Genomic DNA, 22,412 nt, shown 5'->3' on the forward strand with positions numbered 1-22,412 from the left:
GTCTCGCCCGCGCTGTTCGGCTGCGGCCTTCTCGCTGGTCGGTCGCCGCCCTGCGTCGGGCAGGGGTTTGATGTTTATGCGGACCAAACCCTAGCCGACGCCCTCCGGGGGGTCGCGGGGAGGGTGGCATACGCGCCGGGGGTCACTCTTTAAGGGTGGGATGGGGTGCCTACGGGGGTGGTGGGCGGGCGTTGTCTCGCGGCTGACGGTGCGTCGTGGCTTGTCGCGCCGTCCCCGCGCCCCTAAGGGGGCGCCGCACCACCCGGCGTTCTAGCGTTGTCCCGTGGCCTACTTCGACGCTGCTTCCGCTGCACCCCTTCATTCCGTTGCCCAGCAGGCGCTGCTGGCCTCTCTTGACGAGGGGTGGGCCGATCCCGCGCGGCTCTACAGGGAGGGGCGCCGGGCGCGGCTGCTGCTCGACGCCGCCCGGGAGGCCGCCGCCGAGGCGGTGGGGTGCCGGGCCGACGAGCTGGTGTTCACCCCTTCGGGGACGCGGGCGGTGCATTCAGGGGTGGCGGGTGCGCTGGCCGGGCGGCGGCGCGTCGGACGCCACCTGATCGTGTCGGCCGTCGAACACTCCTCCGTACTCCACGCGGCCGAGGAGCTGGAGCGTGACGGCGGGACCGTCACCCAGGTCCCCGTGGACCGCGCCGGCGCGGTGGACGCGGGGGCCTTCGCCGCGGCCCTCGGTGACGGCACCGCGCTGGCCTGCCTCCAGTCGGCCAACCACGAGGTCGGCACCGAGCAGCCGGTGGCGCGGGTGGCGGAGGCCTGCCGGGCGGCGGGCGTGCCCCTGCTGGTGGACGCGGCCCAGTCGCTGGGCTGGGGGAAGGTGCAGGGCGACTGGTCGCTGCTCACGGCCAGCGCGCACAAGTGGGGCGGGCCCTCGGGGGTCGGGCTGCTGGCCGTACGCAAGGGGGTGCGGTTCGCGCCGCAAGGGGCGGCGGACGAGAGGGAGTCGGGACGGGCGCCCGGGTTCGAGAACCTCCCGGCGATCGTGGCCGCGGCGGCGTCGCTGCGGGCGGTGCGGGCCGAGGCCGCGCAGGAGGCGGCCCGGCTGCGGGAGCTGACGGAGCGGATCCGGGCGCGGGTGCCCGGCCTGGTGCCGGACGTCGAGGTGGTCGGCGACGCGGTGCGGCGGCTGCCCGGGATCGTCACCTTCTCGTGTCTCTATGTCGACGGGGAGACTCTGCTGCACGAGCTGGACCGGGCCGGCTTCTCCGTCTCGTCCGGGTCGTCCTGCACCAGCAGCACGCTGACGCCGAGCCACGTCCTCAAGGCGATGGGCGTGCTGACCGAGGGCAACGTCCGGGTGTCGCTGCCCCCGGGGACGCCGGCCGAGGACGTGGAACGGTTCCTCGAGGTGCTGCCGGGCGCGGTGGCCGCGGTGCGGGAGAGGCTGGGCGCGCCGGCGGCCGCGGAGTCCGCCCCGGAGACCGGGGCGGACCTCGTCGTGGACGCCATCGGCCGCCGCTGCCCGATCCCGGTCATCGAACTGGCCAAGGTCATCGGCGACGTCCCCGTCGGCGGAACGGTCCGAGTGCTGTCCGACGACGAGGCCGCCCGCCTGGACATTCCGGCATGGTGCGAGATGCGGGGCCAGGAGTACGTGGGCGAGGAGCGGGCGGACCGGGGGACGGCTTACTTGGTACGCCGGATCGGCTGACTGGCCAAGGTGCGCGGGGCGGTGTCGATTTGCGGCACCGCCGCGTGAGCCCGACCAGCCCCCCACGACCCGCACCCGACGACTCAGCCCAGCCGTCCCCGGACCTCCTCCGCGGCCTCGTCCCCGTACGCCTTGGTGAACCGCTCCATGAAGTGCCCCCGGCGCAGCTGGTACTCCTGCGTACCGACCGTCTCGATGACGAGGGTCGCCAGCATGCAGCCCACCTGCGCCGCCCGCTCCAGCGAGACCCCCCATGCCAGTCCCGACATGAACCCGGCCCGGAAGGCGTCGCCGACCCCCGTCGGGTCGGCCTTGCGCTCCTCGTCGGGCACGCCGACCTCGATGGTCTCCTCGCCGGCCCGCTCGATCCGTACGCCCCGCGCGCCGAGGGTGGTGACGCGGTGCCCCACGCGGCCGAGGATCTCCTCGTCCGTCCAGCCGGTCTTGGTCTCGATGAGCCCCTTCTCGTACTCGTTGGAGAAGAGGTAGGTCGCCCCGTCCAGCAGTATCCGGATCTCGTCGCCGTTCATCCGGGCGATCTGCTGGGAGAAGTCCGCGGCGAAGGGGATGGACCGCGCGCGGCACTCCTCGGTGTGCCGGAGCATCGCCTCCGGGTCGTCGGCGCCGATGGAGACCAGGTCGAGGCCGCCCACGCGGTCGGCGACGGTCTTCAGCTCGATGAGGCGGGCCTCGCTCATCGCGCCCGTGTAGAAGGAGCCGATCTGGTTGTGGTCGGCGTCGGTGGTGCAGACGAAGCGGGCGGTGTGCAGGGTCTCGGAGATGCGCACCGAGCCGGTGTCGACGCCGTGCCGGTCCAGCCAGGCGCGGTACTCGGCGAAGTCCGAGCCGGCCGCGCCGACCAGGATCGGCCGGATGCCGAGCTGGCCCATGCCGAAGGCGATGTTCGCGGCGACGCCGCCCCGGCGTACGTCCAGCTGGTCGACCAGGAAGGAGAGCGAGACCGTGTGCAGCTGGTCCGCGACGAGCTGGTCGGAGAATCGGCCGGGAAAGGTCATGAGGTGGTCGGTGGCGATGGAGCCGGTGACTGCGATGCGCACGGCGTGGACTCTCTCCTGAGAGGAGGCGGGTTGACAGTTCACGCTACCCGGGACCGCCTCGCGATCGAAGCAGGCAAAACTACCCGGTAGTACAACTTTCTTCGCGGTCCGTGACGTGCCTACGGTGCTGTTATGACGAACCTGAGGACCGCCGACCCCGCCCCGGCCGACCTGGACGGCGACCTGGCGTCGCTGCGCGGTGACTGCGCCCGGATGACCCCGCGCTGGTCGGCCCCGGCTCACGTCGCCACCCGCCCGGTGCCCGTCTCGCTGCTCCACGGCGTACGGGTGCCGCAGACGTCGGCCCGGTTGCTGGAGGCGATGTCGGACTACGGCGACTGAGCCGTTCGGGCGACGCGCGCCGTCGCCGGGAACCGGATGCCCGCCCACCGCGTCCCATCGCTGTCCCCGGTAACAGCTGAAGGAGCGATGCGGTGAACAGCGAGCGACCCGACAACGACGCCACCGCCGCCGACGAGGCCGGCACCGGGCGTCCCGCGCGACGGCGTCCCTCCGCGGCCGTCGTCGCGTCGGTCGCCGCCGCCGTGCTGCTGGTCGGCACGGGCGGTGCCTACCTGGCCACGTCCGCCTCCGGCGGCGACGCGGACGGCGGTACGGCGTCCGGGGCGTCGGGCGACGACACTCCCCCGCCGCTGGCCCTGGACGACCACGGGACGTCCCCCGGCGGCGGTACGGACGCGACGAACGGCATCGCGCCCGGTGAGCCCGACCCGTACGGCGTCATCTACCGCGCCGACGGCTCCCTCCCCGAAGGGCCCGGCTCGGCGCCCGTGTACCGGACGAAGGGCGAGGTCACCGAGGCGGAGGTGGCCCGGCTGGCCGAGGCGCTCGGGGTGGCGGGCGCACCGCGCGTCCAGGGCGGGGCCTGGAAGGTCGGCAACGCCAAGGACGGCTCGGGGCCCCTGCTGACGGTGACCACGCAGGCGCCGGGCACCTGGACGTTCCACCGCTACACACCCGGCACCGACGACTGCAAGAAGGGCGCCGTGTGCCAGGCCCCGTCGGCCGACGGGAGCCCGGTGAGCGAGGCGGCCGCGAAGAAGGCGGCGGCGCCGGTGCTGAAGGCGCTGGGCCAGGACGACGCCAAGCTGGACGCGGGCCAGGTCATGGGCGTGCGGCGGGCCGTGAACGCCGAACCCGAGGTCGGCGGGCTGCCCACACACGGCTGGACGACCGGCGTGGTCGTCGGTGCCCAGGGCGACGTGGTCGGCGGCAGCGGGCAGGTCAAGGCGCCGGTCAAGGGGGACACGTACCCCGTCCTGGACGCGAAGGAGGCCCTGGCGCTGCTGAACTCGCCGGGCGGTGGTTCCGGGCCCGGCGTGGGAGGCATCGGGGGCTGCGCGAGCCCGGTGCCGCACGAGGACGGCGCGGACACGCCGTGCGCGCCGCCGACCGGCTCACCGGAGAAGCCCGGGAAGCAGACGGTCACCGTCGAGGACGCGGTGTTCGGTCTGGCCGCGCATCCGGTGCGGGGGCGGCAGACGCTGGTGCCCTCCTGGCTGTTCGAGGTGCGCGCGCCGGGCGCGGAGGACAGTTCCATGGTCACGTATCCGGCGGTCGAGCCGAAGTACCTGACCACCGCGGCCCCGGCCTCGCCGTCCCCGTCCGACGAGCCGACCTCCAAGCCGGGCGAGCCGCGGGACGTGCGGGTGAACGGGTACACGGCCGCGGGCGGAGAGCTGACCGTGCACTTCACGGGCGGGGTCTGCGCGGACTACGAGGCGAAGGCCGAGGAGGAGGACGGGGAGGTGACCGTGACGGTGACCGAGACCCCGCATCCGGACAAGGTGTGCATCCTGATCGCCAAGGAGTACGAGCGCACGGTGCGGCTCGACGAACCGCTCGGTGACCGGAAGGTCGTGGGCACGGACGGCGAGAAGGTCCCGCTGCACAAGCCCGGCGCGCGGCTGCCGGCGCCCTCCGGGGGCCGGTGACACCGGGCGCGTGAGCGGAAGAGGGCGGCGGCCCGGGGTTCTCGCCCCGGGCCGCCGCCCTCTTCGTGTCGCGTGCGCGTGTGCCGCGCGGCTCAGCTGAAGGAGTCGCCGCAGGCGCAGGAACCCGTCGCGTTCGGGTTGTCGATCGTGAAGCCCTGCTTCTCGATCGTGTCCACGAAGTCGATGGTGGCGCCGCCCAGGTACGGCGCGCTCATGCGGTCGGTGGTGACCTTGACGCCGTCGAAGTCCTTCACCACGTCGCCGTCGAGCGAGCGCTCGTCGAAGAAGAGCTGGTAGCGCAGGCCGGAGCAGCCACCGGGCTGGACGGCTACGCGCAGCGCGAGGTCGTCACGGCCTTCCTGGTCGAGCAGGGCCTTGACCTTGGCCGCGGCGGCGTCGGTCACGATGATGCCGTCGGTGACGGTGGTGGACTCGTCCGATACGGACATCTACATCTCTCCCGGGTTGTACGGAGACTGCTTACCGACGGTTTCAACCGGCGGAGCCGCGGATTCATTCCGGGCGGGCCCGAGTCTTTGTCCTCGGTGTTCCCTTCATGCTCGCACACGCCCCGCCCACGGTAAGCGGCACCGGGATTCACGTCACACCGACACGATGGGCATCGTCAAACTGACGTGAAGCGGTTATGATATATAGCGTCAGTTAGACGAAAAGTAGAAAGGGTGCGTGTCGTGACCACCGCCCAAACCCAGGAGCTCGACGTACAGCCGACGCCCCTCGCCCTGCTGCTGCTCGGCCGTGAGGCCGACCCGAGGAGCGAGCGCGGCGTGGAGTGCCCGGGCGACCTGCCCTCGCCCTCCGACCCGGACCTGGTCGCACGCGCCCGCGCGGCCAAGGAGAAGCTCGGGGACAAGGTCTTCGTCCTCGGCCACCACTACCAGCGCGACGAGGTCATCCAGTTCGCCGACGTCACGGGTGACTCCTTCAAGCTGGCCCGGGACGCGGCCGCGCGCCCGGAGGCCGAGTACATCGTCTTCTGCGGTGTGCACTTCATGGCGGAGTCGGCCGACATCCTGACCTCCGACGACCAGAAGGTGGTCCTGCCCGACCTGGCCGCCGGGTGCTCCATGGCGGACATGGCCACCGCCGAGCAGGTCGCCGAGTGCTGGGACGCGCTGACCGAGGCCGGGATCGCCGAGCAGGTCGTGCCCGTCTCGTACATGAACTCGTCGGCGGACATCAAGGCGTTCACCGGCAAGCACGGCGGCACCATCTGCACCTCGTCCAACGCCAAGCGTGCCCTGGACTGGGCCTTCGAGCAGGGCGAGAAGGTGCTGTTCCTGCCCGACCAGCACCTGGGCCGCAACACCGCGGTGCGGGACATGGGCATGACGCTCGAGGACTGCGTCGTCTACAACCCGCACAAGCCGAACGGCGGGCTGACCGCCGAGGAGCTGCGCGGCGCGAAGATGATCCTCTGGCGGGGGCACTGCTCGGTGCACGGCCGCTTCAGCCTCGACTCGGTGAACGACGTGCGCGAGCGCATACCCGGGGTGAACGTCCTCGTGCACCCCGAGTGCAAGCACGAGGTCGTCGCGGCGGCGGACTACGTCGGCTCGACCGAGTACATCATCAAGGCCCTGGAGGCGGCCCCGGCCGGTTCCAAGTGGGCCATCGGGACCGAGCTGAACCTGGTCCGGCGGCTGGCGAACCGTTTCGCTGCGGAGGACAAGGAGATCGTCTTCCTCGACAAGACGGTCTGCTTCTGCTCGACGATGAACCGCATCGACCTGCCGCACCTGGTCTGGACGCTGGAGTCACTGGCCGAGGGCACGCTGGTCAATCGCATCCAGGTGGACACGGAGACGGAGGCGTTCGCGAAGCTGGCGCTCGAGCGGATGCTGGCGCTGCCGTAGCGGGTTCCGTCCCACCCACCCTGTGCGGGGTGCCGGAAATGGCGGAGGTCCCGCCCGACACCGTCGGTGTCGAACGGGACCTCCGTCATTTCGCGGTCTCAGACCTTCGCCGGCTCCGGCTCGTCCGAAGCCGCCGCCTGCGGCGGCACGTCGCCGCCGCCCTTCTTCGCCGCCCGCTTCTTCGCGCGCCGCTCCTTGCGGAGTTCCAGCATCGCGTACAGCGTCGGGACCAGCAGGAGGGTCAGCAGGGTCGAGGTGACCAGGCCGCCGATCACGACCACCGCGAGCGGCTGGGCGATGAAACCGCCCTCGCCGGTGACGCCCAGCGCCATCGGGAGGAGGGCGAAGATCGTCGCCAGGGCCGTCATCAGGATGGGCCGCAGCCGGTGCCGGCCGCCCTCGACGACCGCTTCGACCACGCCGTAGCCCTGCTTGCGGTACTGGTTGATCAGGTCGATCAGCACGATCGCGTTGGTGACCACGATGCCGATCAGCATCAGCATGCCGATCATCGCCGGGACGCCCATCGGGGTGCCCGTGGCGATCAGCAGGCCGATCGCGCCGGTCGCCGCGAACGGGATGGACACCAGCAGGATCAGCGGCTGGGCCAGCGACCGGAAGGTGCCGACCAGCAGCATGAACACGATCGCGATCGCCGCGAGCATGGCGAGGCCCAGGTTGACGAAGGCCTCGTCCTGGTCCGCCGTGACGCCGCCGATCTCGGCGGTGGCGCCGGCCGGCAGGTCCAGCGCGTTGATCCTCGACTGGAGGTCGGTGCCGACCGCGCCGGTGTTGTCGCCGGTCGGCTTGGCGGTGATGGTCGCCGCGCGCTGACCGTCGATCCGGGTCATCGAGACCGGACCGTCCACCAGTCGCACGGTGGCGATGTCACCGAGCTTGGCCGGACCCAGGTCCAGGGCCTTCAGTTCGGCGATCGTCTCGGCGGGCTGCGCCGACCGGATCACGACGTCGCGCTCGGTGTCCTCCAGGGTCGCCTTGGCCGCGGGCGTGCCGCGCACGGCCTGGCCGACGGCGGCGCCGAGCGTCTGGTCGGTGAAACCGGCCTCGGCGGCGCGGGCGTTGGCCTTGACCGAGATGCGCGGCACGCTCTGCGCCAGGTCGCTGGTGACGTCGGTGACGTCGTCGAGGCCGGCGACCGTCTTGCGGACCTGCTCGGAGGCGTCCCGGAGCACCTTCGCGTCGGCCGCCTTGACGACGACGCTCAGGTCCTGGCTGCCGAAGCCGTCACCGGCGGCGACCGTGGTGGTGCCGATGCCGTCGAGCTTCGCGAGACCGTCCTCGATGTGGTCCTGGACGTCCTCGGAGGACGCGGAGTCCTCCAGCATGATCTGGTACGACGCCTGGTTGGTGTCCGTACCGCCGCCGAAGGCGGCCATGAAGCCGGACGAGCCGATGGTGACCTGGTAGTCCTTGACGCCCTCGGTGTCGCCGAGCAGCTTCTCGACCTTCTTCGCCTGGGCGTCGGTCGCGCCGAGGCTGGTGCCCGGCTTCAGCTCCTGCTTGACGCTGAGGACCTCCTGCTCGCCCTGGTCGAAGAAGTTCGTCTTCAGCAGCGGCGCCATGCCGAAGGTGCCGATCAGCACGACGACCGCGATGGCCACGCTGGTCAGCCGGCGGCGGGTGGCGAAGCGCAGGACGGGGACGTAGAAGCGCTGGAGGCGGCTCCTGGCCTCCTTCTCCTCGGCCAGCCTGCGGGCTTCGGCGGCGTCCTCGGGGGTGCCCTTCGGGGGCCGCAGGAACCAGTACGACAGGACCGGGACGACCGTCAGCGACACCAGCAGGGACGCCAGCAGCGCGGCGGTGACGGTGAGGCTGAAGGAGCCGAACAGCTCGCCGACCATGCCGCCGACCAGACCGATCGGCAGGAAGACGGCGACCGTGGTGAGCGTCGAGGAGGTGACCGCTCCGGCGACCTCGCGCACGGCCTGGAGGATGGCCTCCCGGCGCTCCTCGCCGTAGCCGAGGTGGCGCTTGATGTTCTCCAGGACCACGATCGAGTCGTCGACGACCCGGCCGATGGCGATGGTCAGCGCGCCCAGCGTCAGCATGTTCAGCGACAGGTCGCGCGTCCACAGGACGATCAGCGCCAGCACCACCGACAGCGGGATGGAGACCGCGGTGACCAGGGTGGAGCGGACGGACGCCAGGAAGACCAGGATGATCAGGACGGCGAAGAGCAGACCGAGCCCGCCCTCCGTGGTCAGACCGGAGATGGCCTTGGAGACCGCCGGGCCCTGGTCGCTGACGACAGTCAGTTCCGCGCCGGAGCCGAGCTGCTCGCGCAGGTCGGGAAGCTTGTCCTCGACCGCGTTCGAGATGGCGACCGCGCTGCCGTCGTGGTCCATCGTCACGGCGACGGCGAGGGACGGCTTGCCGTCGGTGCGGGTGAGGGAGTCGGCCTTGGCCTCCTCCTCCTTGACGGTGGCGACGTCGCCGAGGCGGACGGGCTTGTCGACGCCCTCGCCGGTGACCATGAGGTCCTGGATCTGCTTGAGCGAGGTGAAGCCGCCGCCGACCTGGACGGTGCGGTTGGCGCCGTCCTCGTCGAAGGAGCCCGCGGGGACGGTGGCGCCGCCGGCCTGGAGGGACTGGGCGAGCACCTGCGGGCTCACCCCGGCCGCGGCCAGCTTCGCCGGGTCCGGCGTGACGGTGACCTCGACGTCGCGCACGCCGTCGACGGTGACCTGGGCGACGCCGTCGATGTCCTTCAGCTCGGAGACGACCGTCCTGTCGAGCCGGTCGGCCAGCGCCTGCTGGTCCTCGTCCGAGGTGACGGCGAGGACGACGGTCGGGATGTCGTCCGTCGAGCCGGAGATGACCTGCGGGTCGACGTCGTCGGGGAGCTGCGCGCGGGCCCGGTTGACGGCCTGCTGGACGTCGGCGACGAGCTGCTGGGTGTTCGGGCCGTAGTCGAAGGACGCCATGATGACGGCGTTGCCCTCGCTGGCGGTGGCCGTGACGCCCGATATCCCGTCGACGGCTTCGAGGCTGTCCTCGATGGGCTCGACGACCTGCTTCTCGACCACGTCCGGGGAGGCGCCCTGGTACGGCGCGAGCACGGACACCATGGGGAGTTCGATGGTGGGCAGCAGCTGCTGCTTGAGCTGGGGGATCGCGATCGCCCCGAAGACGAGCGCGACGATCGACATCAGCCCGATCAGGGCCCGTTGCGCGAGGCTGAATCTCGACAGCCAGGACATGGGTCAGGGTCTCTCTTCTGTGGCCGAGCGGAGGGGACGGGGCAGGTCTGTACGCCCACCCCACCACCCTGGGCCATGGGCGGCCCCGGTTCCCTAGCCCGCAGGTCCATTTCCTTATCCGGCGCCTACTGCCGCCGCAGTACACGCGGGTAGAGCTCACTCCACCCTTGGACGTACCAGCCCGGATTCGTACGCGATCACGACCAGCTGGGCGCGGTCGCGGGCGCCCAGCTTGGCCATGGCCCGGTTCACGTGCGTCTTCACGGTGAGCGGGCTGACCTCGAGGCGCTCGGCGATCTCGTCGTTGGAGTGCCCGCCGGCGACCTGGACCAGGACCTCGCGCTCCCGTCCGGTCAGCGTCTCCAGCCGCTCGGCGCGGGCGGGGTCGCCGTCCTCCCCGGCCGTGCCGTCCTGGGCGAGGAAGCGGGCGATCAGACCCTTGGTGGCGGTCGGCGACAGCAGGGCCTCCCCGCCGGCCGCGACGCGGATCGCGCTGAGCAGCTCGTCCGGTTCGGAGCCCTTGCCGAGGAAGCCCGAGGCGCCCGCGCGCAGCGACTGCACCACGTAGTCGTCGACCTCGAAGGTGGTCAGTATGACGACCCGGACGTAGGCGAGGGCGGGGTCGGCGCTGATCAGGCGGGTGGCCGCGAGGCCGTCCGTGCCGGGCATGCGGATGTCCATCAGCACCACGTCGGCCCGCCGCTCGGCGGCCAGCCGGGCCGCCTCCGCGCCGTCGGACGCCTCCCCCACCACCTCCATGTCGGGCTCGGAGTCGACCAGCACCCGGAAGGCGCTGCGCAGCAACGCCTGGTCGTCGGCGAGCAGGACACGGATCGTCATACGGGGTCCTCCGCGGCATCGGTGCGGCTTCTGACCGGAAGGATCGCATGGACCCGGAAGCCGCCTCCGTAGCGGGGACCGGTGGTGAGGGTGCCGCGCACGGCGGCGACGCGCTCGCGCATCCCGAGCAGCCCGTGGCCGCCGCTGTCCGGGGCCGAGCCGTCCCCGGCGCCGTCGCCGGTTCCGTCGTCGAGGACGGTCACCTCGATGTTCGGCCCCACCCGTACGACGCTGACCTCGGCCTTCGCCCGCTGTCCCGCGTGCTTGCGGACGTTGGTCAGCGCCTCCTGGATGATCCGGTAGGCGGCCAGGTCGACGGCGGCGGGCAGTTCGGTGCCCTGGTCGGCGCGGGCCACCTCGACGGGCAGCCCGGAGTGGTGGAAGGTCCCGACGAGTTCGTCCAGCCGGTCGAGGCCGGGAGCGGGCTCGGTCGGCGCCTCCGGGTCGCCCGACTGGCGGAGCAGCCCCACGGTGGCCCGCAGTTCATCCAGCGCGCTGCGGCTGGCGTCCCGTACGTGGGCGAGGGCCTCCTTGGCCTGGTCGGGCCGCTTGTCCATGACGTGCGAGGCCACCCCGGCCTGGACGTTGACCAGGGCGATGTGGTGGGCGACCACGTCGTGCAGGTCGCGGGCGATCCGCAGCCGTTCCTCGGCGACCCGGCGGCGGGCCTCCTCCTCGCGGGTGCGCTCGGCCTTCTCGGCCCGGTCCCGGATGGCCTGCACGAAGGCGCGGCGGCTGCGGACGGCGTCCCCGGCGCTGGCACCGATGCCGGTCCAGGCGAAGACGGCGAGGTTCTCCTGCGCGTACCAGGGCAGCGGCCCGAACAGCATGGCGGCGCCGGTCAGCACCGTCATGGTGAGCAGGCCGACCCGCCAGGTGGTGGGGCGGTCGGTGGAGGCGGCGACGGTGTACAGGGCGATGACGGCGGACATCACCACGGGTGCGCGGGGGTCGCCGGTGATGCTCTCGACGACGGAGACCGAGCCGGTCACGCCGAGGACCACGAGCGGGGCGCGGCGGCGGAAGGCGAGGGCGGCGGCGCCTACGGCCATCAGGACCAGGCTGAGCACGGCGGGCGTGCGCAGGCTCCAGGTGACGCCCTCGGGTCCGTGCGGGTCGGCGAAGGAGCCCGCGACCATGCACACCAGGACCGCCGCGGCGAGGGCGGTGTCCAGTGCGGAGGGGTGGGCGCCGAGGGTGCAGCGGGCGCGGGCGAGGGTGCTCACGGCTGTTTACGGTAGCTGGAGTGGGCGTGGCTCTTGACTGGGCCCGCGTTCAGGACTGGGCCCGCGTGCAGTGGGCGTCTGCTGGGGGCTGCGCCCCCAGACCCCCGCTTCGGCCTGAACGGCCTCGTCCTCAAACTCCGGACGGGCCGCAAGATCCGGGCGGGCCGGAAGGCGAAGCCACCAGTTCAACCGCCCGGAATGAGGCCGTCGTCGCTCAGCAGTTCCTGGACCTCCTCCAGGGTGGCGTCCGGGGAGGGGAGGATGAGGTCCGACGGCTCCAGGGAGTCCTCGGGGAGGGGCTCGCCGAGGTCGCGGACCTTGGCGAGGAGGGCCTGGAGGGTGGCGCGGAAGCCGGGGCCGTCGCCGTTCTCCATCTCGGCCAGGAGTTCGTCGTCCAGCTTGTCCAGCTCCGCGAGCCGGTCGTCGGCCAGCGTCAGCTGTCCCTCCCCCATGATCCGTACGATCATGTCGGCCCTCCTAGGCGCGTGGGCTACTGCTTGTCGAAGCGCGGGGTGTCCTGCGGCTGCTGCTGGGACTGCGTCCTGTCCTGACCCTCGCCGCCCTCGATGGCCTGCCGGTCGGCGGTGCTGCCACCGGCCAGCTCGGCCTTCATGCGCTGGAGCTCCAGCTCTACATCCGTACCACCGGAGAGCCGGTCCAGCTCGGCCTGGATGTCGTCCTTGTGCATGCCGGACTGGTCGTCGAGGGCACCGGAGGCGAGCAGCTCGTCGATGGCGCCGGCCCGGGCCTGGAGCTGGGCGGTCTTGTCCTCCGCCCGCTGGATGGCCAGGCCGACGTCGCCCATCTCCTCGGAGATGCCGGAGAACGCCTCGCCGATACGGGTCTGCGCCTGGGCCGCCGTGTAGGTGGCCTTGATGGTCTCCTTCTTCGTGCGGAAGGCGTCCACCTTGGCCTGGAGCCGCTGGGCCGCCAGAGTGAGCTTCTCCTCCTCGCCCTGGAGGGTGGCGTGCTGCGTCTCCAGGTCGGTGACCTGCTGCTGGAGGGCGGCCCGGCGGGAGAGCGCCTCGCGGGCGAGGTCCTCACGGCCCAGCGCCAGCGCCTTGCGGCCCTGGTCCTCCAGCTTGCCCGACTGGGACTGGAGCTGGTTGAGCTGCAGCTCCAGGCGCTTGCGGCTGGTCGCCACGTCGGCGACCCCGCGGCGCACCTTCTGCAGCAGCTCCAGCTGCTTCTGGTACGAGTAATCGAGGGTCTCGCGCGGGTCCTCGGCCCGGTCCAGGGCCTTGTTGGCCTTCGCGCGGAAGATCATCCCCATACGCTTCATGACACCGCTCATGGGCTTCGCGCGCCCCCTTCTGGCCGACTCCGGCTCCAGCGACTGCAACAGAACCCACAGTACGGGCCCTGCATCCATTACCGCACTGTTCGGGGACGGATGCGCTCATCCCCAAGGACGACTGCGTACGCTCCCGATCCGGCGCAAGGAGTAGGTGCTCCCCGGGGTTGTCCGGAATGACCGGTGTCCGGGGGCGTACGCAAAGTCCCCTCTGTCCCCCTACTGACGACCGGCGTTGCCGGATCGTTCCCCACCGGACTGGGGTCCACACCCCCGCACCCCGTACCCTTGGGTTTTGTGTTCCGTAGCCGTGCCAAGGATGAGAAGGCCCAGAGCGCCAGCGCGCCGGTGACCGACTCCACTCAGCCCCGTGACCCGCAGGCCCCCAAGGGCAGGCCCACGCCCAAGCGCAGCGTGGCCCAGTCCCAGCGCCGCAGCGTCGCCAATACGCCGTTGACGCGCAAGGACGCCGCCAAGCGGCAGCGCGAGGATCGGCGGACCGCGATGGCACGCCAGCGCGAGGCGCTGGCGAAGGGCGACGAGCGGTACCTGCCGGCCCGCGACAAGGGCCCGGTCCGCAGGTTCGCGCGCGACTTCGTCGACTCGCGGTTCAACATCGCGGAGTACTTCCTGCCGATGGCCGTGATCATTCTCGTGCTGAGCATGGTCCGCGTCGCCTCGCTGCAGAACGTCGCGCTGCTGCTGTGGCTGGTCGTGATCGTGCTGATCGTGCTGGACTCGATCGTCACCGGCGTCCGGCTGAAGAAGCGCCTCGCCGAGCGGTTCCCCGACGAGCGCCGCCGCGGCGCCGTCGCCTACGCCCTGATGCGGTCGCTCCAGATGCGTCGCCTGCGGCTGCCCAAGCCCCAGGTCAAGCGCGGAGAGCGGCCCTGAGCACGACGCCTTTCGCCGGTGACGCGGCCCAGAGCTGGACAGCGAAACTGCCGGGTCTGCGCGACGTCGTACGGCAGGAGATGGTGGCGCGACAGCTGGACGAGCAGATAGCCGGCCGTTTCGCCGTGGGCAGGCGCCTGCGGGTGCTCGACGTCGGCATGGGCCAGGGCACCCAGGCGCTGCGGCTGGCACGGGCCGGGCACCAGGTGACCGGCGTGGAGCGGGACGCCACGATGATCGCCGCGGCGCGGGACGCGCTGGCCGGGCAGCCGGAGGGCATCAGGGAGCGGATGCGGATCGTCGAGGGCGACGGCCGGGACACCGGCGTGCACTTCCTGCCCGGCAGCTTCGACGTGGTGCTCTGCCACGGCGTACTCATGTACGTCGAGGAACCCGATCCACTGCTCGCGGGGCTGGCCCGGATGCTCGCCCCGGGCGGCCTGCTGTCGCTCCTGGTGCGCAACGGCGACGCGCTCGCCATGCGCCCTGGACTGCACGGCGACTGGGCCGGCGCGCTGACCGCCTTCGACACCACGCAGTACCGGAACCGCCTCGGCCTCGATGTGCGCGCGGACCGGCTGGCGACACTGACGGCGAAGCTCGCGAGCATCGGCGCCCCGCTGCACGTCTGGTACGGCGTCCGGGTCTTCACGGACACGGCGACCGACGAGACCGCTCCCCCGGCCGACCTCGAACCCCTGCTGGCCGCCGAGGAGCGGGCCGGCCGGACGGACCCGTACCGCGGGACAGCGGCGCTGCTGCATCTGTGCGGAGTGCGCGGCTAGGCCTGTCCGCAAAGTCCTGCCGTCCGCCCGGAGGGCGGGCCCCGCGGCGTCCGGTGCGTGCTCTGGGGGTCCCCCCGGCCGGAGGCTGGGGGAATGCCGGGCGCAGCCCCTCGTACTGGGCGTACTCGGGGCTTCGCCCGGTGCGGCGAGAGTGCGTGCCGGGCGTCGCGGGACTGGGGGCACCTCCCGGCCGGAGGCTGGGGGAAGGACTTTGCGGACACGGCCTGGGGCCTGTCCGGCGCCCGTTCGGGTGTTCACCGGAAGCCGCCGCCGGGGTGCGCGGTGAGACTCGGGGCATGGACGCTTCCCGTACCCGTGTGCCACGTCGGCTCGGTCCCGTCGCCGCGTGGGCCTGCGCCCTGCTGCTGGTGACCGGCTGTTCCGGATCCGGCCGGGGCTCCGGCGGCGCACGGGAGGGCGACACGGCGCAGGCCGCCGCGCCGCACGCGGCCAACGACCTCCAGGCCGACTACGAGCGGGTGATCAAGGACGTACTGCCGTCGGTCGTGCAGATCCAGGCGGGCGACTCGCTGGGGTCGGGGGTCGTGTACGACGGCAAGGGGCACGTCGTCACCAACGCGCACGTCGTCGGGGACCGCGAGTCCTTCCGGGTGACGACGGCCCGCAGCGAGGGCGCCCTGGCCGCGCGGCTCGTCTCCTCGTACCCGGAGCAGGACCTGGCGGTCATCAAGCTGGACCGGCTGCCGGACGGGCTGAAGACCGCCCGTTTCGGTGACTCCGCGAAGGTCGCCGTCGGGCAGATCGTGCTGGCGATGGGTTCGCCGCTCGGCCTGTCCTCCAGCGTGACGCAGGGCATCGTGTCGGCGACCGGGCGGACCGTCACGGAGGGCAGCAGCGGGGGCGGCACGGGCGCGACCATCGCCAACATGGTGCAGACGTCCGCGGCCATCAACCCCGGCAACAGCGGGGGCGCCCTGGTGAACCTGGACGGCCAGGTCATCGGCATCCCGACGCTGGCGGCGACCGACCCGGGCATGGGCGACAGCGCGGCACCGGGCATCGGCTTCGCGATCCCGGCGTCGATGGTGCGGACGGTCGCCGACCAGATCGTCGAGGACGGCCGGGTCACCGACTCGGGCCGGGCGGCGCTGGGCATCACCGCCCGTACGGTCGTCGACGACGACTACCGTCCCGCGGGCGTGGCCGTCGTCGAAGTGAGCGACGGCGGGGCCGCGGACGACGCGGGAATGCGTCCCGGCGACGTCATCGTCAGGGTCGGGGACACCGGCATCACCACCATCACCTCCCTGGCCGAGGCCCTGGCCTCGATGGCGCCGGGCGACCGGACGAAGGTGACCTACACCCGGGACGGCGACGAGCGCACCGCCGAGGTGACGCTGGGCGAGCAGTGACGGGGACGCGACCGCCCCCGCCCGCTCCCCGTGCCTACGCCTCCGAGGCCTCGGACGCCTCGGCGCTCTCGGCACCCTCGGCGTGCAGGCTCATCGGGCCGTAGATCTCGGTGGCGTCCTCGAAGAGCCGCACCTGGTCCGCGCCGCCCTCCTTGAGCTGCTGCCAGTACTCCCCGATCCAGGACTCGGCGTCCCCTTGCGTGGTGAACTCCTCGGGCTCCACCGCGGGCTGGACCTCCGTCCCGCCGGCCGTCTCGAACCGCCACGTCCATGCCGCCATGTACGCCTCCAAGATGTGAGCACATGCAGAGCGGATGCCGGATCTTGGTCCGGCCTCCGACCGCAGCCTATGCGCTGAGCGGGGTGCGCCGTACAAGGCGGTGCGTGCTCCTTGGGGGCCTCGGGCGCGCACGTCGCCGGGCGACCGGCGAAAATCGGGTGCGTGGACGTGACTCTGCTCGGCACCGGTGCCCCCGCGGGACTCCCCCGCCCCGACTGTCCCTGCGCGGCCTGTGCCGCGGCGCAGGGCGAGCAGGCGCGCGCGGCGACCGCGTTGCTGGTCGACGGTGCGCTGCTGCTCGACCTGACGCCGGGCGCCGCGTTCGCCGCGGCCCGCGCCGGGCGCTCCCTGACCGGCGTACGGCAGGTGCTGCTCTCCCATCCGCACGACGGGCCCGCGGTGGAGGTGCCGGCCGGGCTGCCGCAGCCGGGGCGGGTGCCGGACGGGCGGGAGCTGGCGGTGCTGACCGGGCACCGGGTGCGGGCGGTGGCACTGGACGCGCCGGGCACGGGTTACGCCGTGACGGGGCCGGACGGCCGGCGGCTCCTCTACGTGCCGCCGGGCGGCGCCCCGGCCGGTCTGGAGGAGCCGGCGGAGCCGTACGACCTGATCGTCGCGGACGTGGTGGGGCGGCCGGACGCGCTGGCGAAGCTGCGGGCGGTCGGCGCGGCGGGCCCGACGACGGACGTCGTCGCCGTCCACCTGGACCACGACGTGCCGCCCGGCCCGGAACTGGCGCGGCGGCTCGCGGCGGCCGGGGCGAGGGCCGTGCCCGACGGCACGACCCTGACGGTGGGCGCCTACGAGGACGTACCCGACGTACCCCGGCGCACCCTCGTGCTGGGCGGCGCCCGGTCGGGCAAGTCGGTGGAGGCCGAACGCCGCCTGGAGTCCTTCCCGGACGTGCTCTACGTGGCCACCGGCGGCTCCCGGGGCGGCGACACCGAGTGGGCGTCCCGGGTCTGCGCCCACCGGGAACGGCGCCCGGGTTCGTGGCGCACCGCCGAGACCTGCGACCTGGTGCCGCTGCTGAAGGACGACGGCCCGCCCCTCCTGATCGACTGCCTGTCGCTGTGGCTGACGGACGCGATGGACGCGGTGGGCGCGTGGGACGACGCGGAGTGGTCCGGCGGGGGTGAACGGGCCCTCGGGGACCGGGTACGGGAGCTGACGGAGGCGGTCCGCGCCACCCGGCGTACGGTCGTCGCGGTGTCGAACGAGGTGGGCTCGGGCATCGTCCCGGCCACCGCGTCCGGCCGCCGCTACCGGGACGAACTCGGGCGGCTGAACGCGGCGTTCGCGAACGAGTGCGAGCAGGTGCTGCTGGTGGTGGCGGGCCAGGCCCTGGTGCTACGCGGCTGACCCGTCCCGGCGCGCGACGACCCGGTGCCCCCGGGCGCCGCCGAGCACGGTGCAGCCCTGGGCCACCAACTCGGCGGCCAGGCCGACGGGATGCGCGGGAAGGATCCGGCGCGGGTCCGCCACCCCGACGAGCAGATGACCACCGGGCCGCAGCACCCGCACCGCCGCCCGCAGTTCGGCCCGTGGGTCGGGCACGCTCTCCAGGTACTGGAAGAGACTCACGACGTCGTAGCGGGCGCGCAGCCGGGACGCGATGTGCGGGTCAGTCAGCCGCCCCACGAACGCCTCCTCGACCCGCTCCACCGCACGGGCCCGCAGCACGCGGTGGGTGGCGTCCAGGCCGTCGAACGAGGTGTACGGGAAGTGCGCGCGGGCGGCGTGCGGGAAGTCGGCGTCGCCGGTGCCGACGTCCAGCCAGCTCTCGGGCTCGGGGCAGTGGCGGAGCATCGCGCGGGCGGCGAGCGCGTGTCTCAGCCGGACCCCGGCCCGGAGCGCAGGGTGCCCGGTCTCCGCCGGGACCGGCGGGTTCCTGAACCCGAGCCGGCAGTCCGCGCACCTCTCGAGAACGGACCGGCCGGGTTCGCCCTGCCGCGGCTCCTCGCGTCGCGGCCGTGCCCGCAGCCGACGCGAGCCGCACCAGGGGCAGTCCGCGCGGTAGGGCCCGTAGCGGGGGACGGGAGGCACCGAGGGGGCGGGGGGTGCGGACATGGGCGGCTCCCGAGACGAGTACGAACGACAATCCAGGCAAAACGTTACGTAGGTGATCGCGTTCCGGGGTGCAACGACGCCGCCCGGGCGCGCTGCCCACGGGCCCTCCTCGGTGTTCGACCGGGGCCGGTACTGTTCGGCGAATGAGCTCGCTGAATCTCGACGACTTCACCGACCTGATCGAGCGCCCGGACGGCGGCGTACGTCGCGACGCGGAGGCGCGCCGGGAGCGTCAGGTCGTGCCGCCCGGAGCGCTGGGCCGCCTGGACGAACTGGGCGAGTGGCTGGCCGCGGCGCAGTCCGCCGTGCCGGTGCGGCCCGTCGAACGGCCCCGGGCCGTGCTCTTCGCCGGCGACCACCGGATCGCCGAACTGGGTGTCTCCGCGCGGCCCGCGGGCGGTGCGGGCGAGTTGGTGCGCGAGGTGCTGGAGGGCGGCCGGCCGGTGTCGGTGCTCGCCCGGCGCCTCGGTGTGCCGGTCCGCGTCGTCGACATGTCGCTGGACTGCGACCCCGAGACGCTGCCGGCCGAGGTCTCCGGCCACCGGGTGCGGCGCGGCGCGGGGCGCATCGACATCGAGGACGCGCTGACCCCGGAGGAGGCGGAGGCCGCCTTCCGGGCCGGGATGGCGGTGGCCGACGAGGAGGCCGACTCGGGCACGGACCTGGTGGTGCTCGGCGATGTGAGCGTGGGCGGGACGACGGCGGCGGGCGTGCTGGTCGCGGCGCTGTGCGGGACCGACGCGTCGGTCGTCACCGGGCGGGGCGGGCTGCCCATCGACGACCTGGCCTGGATGCGGAAGTGCGCGGCGATCCGGGACGCGTTGCGCCGCGCCCGGCCGGTACTCGGCGACCAGTTGCAGCTTCTCGCCACCGTGGGCGGCGCGGACCTCACCGCCATGACGGGCTTCCTGCTCCAGGCCGCGGTGCGGAAGATGCCGGTGATCCTGGACGGCGTCGTGTCGGCCGCCTGCGCGCTGGTCGGACAGCGGGTCGCCTTCCGGGCGCCGGACTGGTGGCTGGCGTCGCACGACAGCGGCGAGCCGGGCCAGGCGAAGGCGCTGGACCGGATGGCCCTGGAGCCGCTGCTGTCCCAGGGTGTGACGGTGGGTGAGGGCACGGGGGGTCTGCTGGCCCTGCCCCTGGTCCAGGCCGCGGCGGCACTGGCCGCGGAGCTGCCGGAGAAGTCGTCCGCCGACAAGGCCGTCACCGCCGCCGAGTAGTCCGCACCGGGCGCGGGTGCGGGGCCTGGGGTGGGTGCGGGCCGGGGGTGGACGCTGCCGGGTCGGTCCGCACAGGCGCCGCGGGCGTCAGCGCTCAGGGTCCGGGCGGCCCCCGATCCAGTCCTGGAGGGCGCGGCGTGGGCCGGACCAGCGGCGGTCGTGGTGGTAGGCCCGCAAGCGGGCGCGAGCGCGGGCGCGGGGGCGGCCGGCGTAGAAGCGGCGGGCCCAGAGCGAGCCGGGCCGGGCCAGCCGGACCGCGCCGATCAGCGCGATCAAAGGCACGATCACACCGAAGATCGCGAGCCGCGCCTTCCCCTTGGCCAGGGCGAGCAGCGAGAACAGGAAGTTCCCCGCGACGGTCGTGATGACGCTCGCCCGGTCCTGCAACTCGTCCTGGTCCACCCCGTCGACCCCGAACGGCGTGAACCCGGCGAGGACCAGCCCCACCAGAGCCGCCGTGACCACCACGACCTCCACGCTCTGGCGCCCCGCCTCGGTCCAGTACACGTCGTCGAGGTGCAGGATCAGCGCGAACTCGTCCAGGACCAGCCCCGCCCCGAGGCCGAAGACCACGGCCGCGACGGCGGACCCGAACCCGTGCCGTCCCCCCGCCACCGCCCCGAACCCCCCGAGGACGGTCAGCAGGACCCCGGGCACCACGTGGTGGATGTGCACCCCGCCGGCCTGGACATTCCCGAACGGCCCCTTCCCCGCCCGGATCAGACGCGTGACGACCCGGGTGATCACGAACGTCAGCACGAAGGACCCCAGGGCGAGCAGCAGTGGCAGCTTTCCGGGCTCCACGATGTTCCGCTGCCACCAATCTCCCATATGCGCACTTTATCCCCGCCCCTCGTCAACGCCCTGCCAACCGCCTCCGGGTACTCTGCGCCGGTGTCCAGGACCCCCTCCCCCGACGGCCTCCGCTTCGCCTTCGGCACCCTCACCGTGTTCCCGGTCAAGGTGACCCGCTGGGACAGGGAGGCGGCACGCGCCGGCATGCTGTGCGCGCCACTGGCCGGGCTGGCCGTCGGTGCCGCGGCCGCCGGGACCGGGCTCCTGCTGCTGTTCCTGGGCGCCGGCAGCCTCCTCGCCGCCGTGGCCACCGCCGCCGTTCCCGCCGTCCTCACGCGGGGACTGCACCTGGACGGCCTGGCCGACACCGCGGACGGACTGGGCAGCGGCAAGCCCGCCGAGGACGCCCTGCGGATCATGAAGCAGTCGGACATCGGGCCGTTCGGCGTACTCGCCCTGCTGTTCACGCTCCTCGCCCAGGTCGCCGCGCTGGCGCAGGCCTACGACGGCTCCTGGGCCCGGGGCGCGCTCGCCGCCGTGGTCTCGGCGACCGCCGCCCGGCTGGCGCTCACGCTGGCCGCCCGCGCGGGCGTGCCCGCCGCCCGCCCGGAGGGACTGGGCGCCGCGGTCGCGGGGGTGGTCCCGACCGCCGCGGCGCTGGGTGCGGCCGCCGCCGTCACCCTGGCGGCCGCGGGCGCGGGCGCGCTCCTGGGGCCGAACGACGTCGTACGCACGGCCCTCGCCGTACTGTGCGCCGCGGCCGCGGCCGAACTGCTCCTGCGGCACTGCGTCCGCCGTTTCGGCGGCGTCACGGGCGACGTCTTCGGCGGCGTCGCGGAGACGGCGGCCACCACGGCACTGGTGGTCTCGGTCCTCGGCTGATCCGGGAGCAGGAGCCGAGCGGGCACCGGCCTCAGCAGGCCTCGCGCTCCACTCCCAGCTCGTACTTCTTCAGCATCGAACTGAGCCGCATCTTCCGGGACTCGGCGCAGAACCGCTCGGTGGGCAGCTCGTACTCGACGTGGAAGACCGCCTTGTCCGCCTCGATGAACGGCTGGTTGTCACCGCACTCGCCGTACTGCGCGCACTGCTCGTTGACCGCGAAGTCGAAGTCGTCGACCAGTTCGGGGATCTGGTCGAGGTCGTTCTTGAGCCCGACGGCCATCCCGCGTTCGTGGGCGAGTTCGGCGATCAGCCGGTTGTAGCGGAGCTGGTCGTCCGCGGTGAGGGGGAAGCCGGTCTCGTTCCGGTAGCCGTCCATGTTGTCCGGCTCGACGGCGTCGAAGCCCTTCTCCCGGCACATGTCGAGGCGTTCGGCCATCAGGGGCTCCAGGACGTCCGTCGCGCGGATGTCCAGCCACCGCTCGCCCTCCCACCCGTTGCCCTTGCCCAGCACGGACTCGGGGAACTTCGCCGCGTCGGGCCGGAAGTCCTCCCAGGCGCCGGTGGAGAGGTAGCAGATGACCTTGCGGCCGTCGTCGTGCAGACCGGCGACCGTGGCCTTCGTGTGGTCGAAGCCGTCGATGTCGTAGACCGGCACGTCCACGGAGGTGTCGAGCTTCCCGCTGAGCTGCCACTGCCAGGCGGTGCCGGGCCGCGGCCGCCAGTGGTCCGCGGCGTCCCCACCGTCCCCGCCGCCCCCGCCGTCAACGGGAGACGAGGTGCAGCCCGCGAGCAGCAGGAGGAGGGCTATCGACAGGACCGGGCGTCTCACGGGGGTGCTCCAGGGTGTGGGGTGGCGCGGTGGCGTACCCCAGGAATGATCTCTCATCCCGGGTACCCGGCGGGAAACCGCGGACCCGCGGGAGCGGACGCGCGCGGGCGCGAGCGTAGGCTCGTCCCGGGTGTTCGCCCGCCC

At 73.0% G+C, this 22,412-nt stretch carries 21 protein-coding genes; 10 read left to right on the forward strand and 11 right to left on the reverse strand.

The window, feature by feature from the left end; all coding sequences use genetic code 11:
• The first annotated feature begins 283 nt into the window (after positions 1 to 283).
• A complete protein-coding gene (locus OIE75_RS10125; protein WP_329470413.1) occupies positions 284 to 1,666 on the forward strand; it encodes a cysteine desulfurase/sulfurtransferase TusA family protein in 1,383 nt (460 codons plus the stop codon).
• Positions 1,667 to 1,749: 83 nt separating this feature from the next.
• Here OIE75_RS10125 and OIE75_RS10130 read toward each other — a convergent pair whose 3' ends face one another.
• Positions 1,750 to 2,724 (reverse strand): carbohydrate kinase family protein, encoded by a 975-nt coding sequence (locus OIE75_RS10130; RefSeq protein WP_122620517.1) that lies wholly within the window; start codon positions 2,722 to 2,724, stop codon positions 1,750 to 1,752.
• A gap of 132 nt (positions 2,725 to 2,856) precedes the next feature.
• Between OIE75_RS10130 and OIE75_RS10135 the strand changes: the two genes are divergently transcribed.
• The gene (locus tag OIE75_RS10135) at positions 2,857 to 3,066 is read left to right on the forward strand and encodes a hypothetical protein (protein WP_125494738.1); all 210 of its coding nucleotides are present in this window, start codon (positions 2,857 to 2,859) and stop codon (positions 3,064 to 3,066) included.
• A 92-nt stretch (positions 3,067 to 3,158) separates the two neighbouring features.
• Positions 3,159 to 4,679: a hypothetical protein gene (locus OIE75_RS10140; protein WP_329470415.1), complete on the forward strand. Its 1,521-nt coding sequence runs from the start codon at positions 3,159 to 3,161 to the stop codon at positions 4,677 to 4,679.
• 92 nt (positions 4,680 to 4,771) lie between these two features.
• On the opposite strand, the gene OIE75_RS10145 is transcribed toward OIE75_RS10140, so the two are convergent.
• Positions 4,772 to 5,128 (reverse strand): iron-sulfur cluster assembly accessory protein, encoded by a 357-nt coding sequence (locus OIE75_RS10145; RefSeq protein ID WP_122620514.1) that lies wholly within the window; start codon positions 5,126 to 5,128, stop codon positions 4,772 to 4,774.
• 243 nt (positions 5,129 to 5,371) lie between these two features.
• On the opposite strand from OIE75_RS10145, the gene nadA reads away from it, so the two are divergent.
• Positions 5,372 to 6,556: a quinolinate synthase NadA gene (gene nadA / locus OIE75_RS10150; RefSeq protein ID WP_329470416.1), complete on the forward strand. Its 1,185-nt coding sequence runs from the start codon at positions 5,372 to 5,374 to the stop codon at positions 6,554 to 6,556.
• A gap of 98 nt (positions 6,557 to 6,654) precedes the next feature.
• Here nadA and OIE75_RS10155 read toward each other — a convergent pair whose 3' ends face one another.
• From OIE75_RS10155 to OIE75_RS10175, 5 genes are all read right to left on the reverse strand, one after another.
• Positions 6,655 to 9,777, reverse strand: a complete 3,123-nt coding sequence (locus OIE75_RS10155; RefSeq protein WP_329470417.1) for an efflux RND transporter permease subunit — start codon at positions 9,775 to 9,777, stop codon at positions 6,655 to 6,657.
• 156 nt (positions 9,778 to 9,933) lie between these two features.
• Positions 9,934 to 10,617, reverse strand: coding sequence for a response regulator transcription factor (locus tag OIE75_RS10160; protein ID WP_329470418.1), 684 nt, complete (start codon positions 10,615 to 10,617; stop codon positions 9,934 to 9,936).
• Positions 10,614 to 11,843, reverse strand: coding sequence for a sensor histidine kinase (locus tag OIE75_RS10165; RefSeq protein WP_329470419.1), 1,230 nt, complete (start codon positions 11,841 to 11,843; stop codon positions 10,614 to 10,616). The genes OIE75_RS10160 and OIE75_RS10165 overlap by 4 nt, the downstream gene beginning before the upstream one ends.
• Before the next feature lie 185 nt (positions 11,844 to 12,028).
• Positions 12,029 to 12,310, reverse strand: coding sequence for a PspA-associated protein PspAA (gene pspAA / locus OIE75_RS10170; RefSeq protein ID WP_122620510.1), 282 nt, complete (start codon positions 12,308 to 12,310; stop codon positions 12,029 to 12,031).
• Between the two features lie 23 nt (positions 12,311 to 12,333).
• Positions 12,334 to 13,125, reverse strand: a complete 792-nt coding sequence (locus OIE75_RS10175) for a PspA/IM30 family protein (protein WP_307011495.1) — start codon at positions 13,123 to 13,125, stop codon at positions 12,334 to 12,336.
• Between the two features lie 234 nt (positions 13,126 to 13,359).
• Between OIE75_RS10175 and OIE75_RS10180 the strand changes: the two genes are divergently transcribed.
• From OIE75_RS10180 to OIE75_RS10190, 3 genes are all read left to right on the forward strand, one after another.
• The gene (locus tag OIE75_RS10180) at positions 13,360 to 14,031 is read left to right on the forward strand and encodes a DUF3043 domain-containing protein (protein ID WP_307017854.1); all 672 of its coding nucleotides are present in this window, start codon (positions 13,360 to 13,362) and stop codon (positions 14,029 to 14,031) included.
• An 83-nt stretch (positions 14,032 to 14,114) separates the two neighbouring features.
• Positions 14,115 to 14,816 carry a class I SAM-dependent methyltransferase gene (locus OIE75_RS10185; protein WP_307017857.1) on the forward strand — a complete coding sequence of 234 codons (702 nt, stop codon included), beginning with the start codon at positions 14,115 to 14,117 and terminating at the stop codon, positions 14,814 to 14,816.
• A 296-nt stretch (positions 14,817 to 15,112) separates the two neighbouring features.
• On the forward strand, positions 15,113 to 16,189 hold the full coding sequence (locus OIE75_RS10190) for a S1C family serine protease (protein ID WP_307011496.1): 1,077 nt from the start codon (positions 15,113 to 15,115) through the stop codon (positions 16,187 to 16,189).
• Positions 16,190 to 16,223: 34 nt separating this feature from the next.
• On the opposite strand, the gene OIE75_RS10195 is transcribed toward OIE75_RS10190, so the two are convergent.
• Complete coding sequence (locus OIE75_RS10195; protein WP_234953855.1) at positions 16,224 to 16,469, reverse strand: hypothetical protein; 246 nt, start codon at positions 16,467 to 16,469, stop codon at positions 16,224 to 16,226.
• A gap of 162 nt (positions 16,470 to 16,631) precedes the next feature.
• On the opposite strand from OIE75_RS10195, the gene OIE75_RS10200 reads away from it, so the two are divergent.
• Positions 16,632 to 17,831, forward strand: a complete 1,200-nt coding sequence (locus tag OIE75_RS10200) for a bifunctional adenosylcobinamide kinase/adenosylcobinamide-phosphate guanylyltransferase (RefSeq protein WP_307011500.1) — start codon at positions 16,632 to 16,634, stop codon at positions 17,829 to 17,831.
• On the opposite strand, the gene OIE75_RS10205 is transcribed toward OIE75_RS10200, so the two are convergent.
• Positions 17,820 to 18,539, reverse strand: coding sequence for a class I SAM-dependent methyltransferase (locus tag OIE75_RS10205; protein ID WP_307011502.1), 720 nt, complete (start codon positions 18,537 to 18,539; stop codon positions 17,820 to 17,822). The two genes, OIE75_RS10200 and OIE75_RS10205, sit on opposite strands and share 12 nt — an antisense overlap.
• A gap of 143 nt (positions 18,540 to 18,682) precedes the next feature.
• Here OIE75_RS10205 and cobT point away from each other — a divergent pair, with 143 nt between their 5' ends.
• Positions 18,683 to 19,759 carry a nicotinate-nucleotide--dimethylbenzimidazole phosphoribosyltransferase gene (cobT, locus tag OIE75_RS10210; RefSeq protein ID WP_307011504.1) on the forward strand — a complete coding sequence of 359 codons (1,077 nt, stop codon included), beginning with the start codon at positions 18,683 to 18,685 and terminating at the stop codon, positions 19,757 to 19,759.
• 87 nt (positions 19,760 to 19,846) lie between these two features.
• Here cobT and OIE75_RS10215 read toward each other — a convergent pair whose 3' ends face one another.
• Positions 19,847 to 20,590, reverse strand: a complete 744-nt coding sequence (locus OIE75_RS10215) for a hypothetical protein (protein WP_329470421.1) — start codon at positions 20,588 to 20,590, stop codon at positions 19,847 to 19,849.
• A gap of 63 nt (positions 20,591 to 20,653) precedes the next feature.
• Here OIE75_RS10215 and OIE75_RS10220 point away from each other — a divergent pair, with 63 nt between their 5' ends.
• On the forward strand, positions 20,654 to 21,436 hold the full coding sequence (locus OIE75_RS10220; RefSeq protein WP_329470423.1) for an adenosylcobinamide-GDP ribazoletransferase: 783 nt from the start codon (positions 20,654 to 20,656) through the stop codon (positions 21,434 to 21,436).
• Positions 21,437 to 21,467: 31 nt separating this feature from the next.
• On the opposite strand, the gene OIE75_RS10225 is transcribed toward OIE75_RS10220, so the two are convergent.
• Positions 21,468 to 22,268: an endo alpha-1,4 polygalactosaminidase gene (locus OIE75_RS10225; RefSeq protein WP_307011510.1), complete on the reverse strand. Its 801-nt coding sequence runs from the start codon at positions 22,266 to 22,268 to the stop codon at positions 21,468 to 21,470.
• Positions 22,269 to 22,412: the final 144 nt, after the last annotated feature.

The sequence above is a fragment of the Streptomyces sp. NBC_01723 genome, from assembly GCF_036246005.1.
Classification (GTDB): domain Bacteria; phylum Actinomycetota; class Actinomycetes; order Streptomycetales; family Streptomycetaceae; genus Streptomyces.

Bases quoted from the DNA above. Each gene is read 5' to 3' on its own strand.
- OIE75_RS10135 (WP_125494738.1), top strand. From the start codon at position 2,857: ATGACGAACCTGAGGACCGCCGACCCCGCCCCGGCCGACCTGGACGGC.
- OIE75_RS10145 (WP_122620514.1), bottom strand. From the start codon at position 5,128: ATGTCCGTATCGGACGAGTCCACCACCGTCACCGACGGCATCATCGTG.
- OIE75_RS10155 (WP_329470417.1), bottom strand. From the start codon at position 9,777: ATGTCCTGGCTGTCGAGATTCAGCCTCGCGCAACGGGCCCTGATCGGG.
- OIE75_RS10160 (WP_329470418.1), bottom strand. From the start codon at position 10,617: ATGACGATCCGTGTCCTGCTCGCCGACGACCAGGCGTTGCTGCGCAGC.
- pspAA (WP_122620510.1), bottom strand. From the start codon at position 12,310: ATGATCGTACGGATCATGGGGGAGGGACAGCTGACGCTGGCCGACGAC.
- OIE75_RS10175 (WP_307011495.1), bottom strand. From the start codon at position 13,125: ATGAAGCGTATGGGGATGATCTTCCGCGCGAAGGCCAACAAGGCCCTG.
- OIE75_RS10190 (WP_307011496.1), top strand. From the start codon at position 15,113: ATGGACGCTTCCCGTACCCGTGTGCCACGTCGGCTCGGTCCCGTCGCC.
- OIE75_RS10195 (WP_234953855.1), bottom strand. From the start codon at position 16,469: ATGGCGGCATGGACGTGGCGGTTCGAGACGGCCGGCGGGACGGAGGTC.
- OIE75_RS10205 (WP_307011502.1), bottom strand. From the start codon at position 18,539: ATGTCCGCACCCCCCGCCCCCTCGGTGCCTCCCGTCCCCCGCTACGGG.
- cobT (WP_307011504.1), top strand. From the start codon at position 18,683: ATGAGCTCGCTGAATCTCGACGACTTCACCGACCTGATCGAGCGCCCG.
- OIE75_RS10215 (WP_329470421.1), bottom strand. From the start codon at position 20,590: ATGGGAGATTGGTGGCAGCGGAACATCGTGGAGCCCGGAAAGCTGCCA.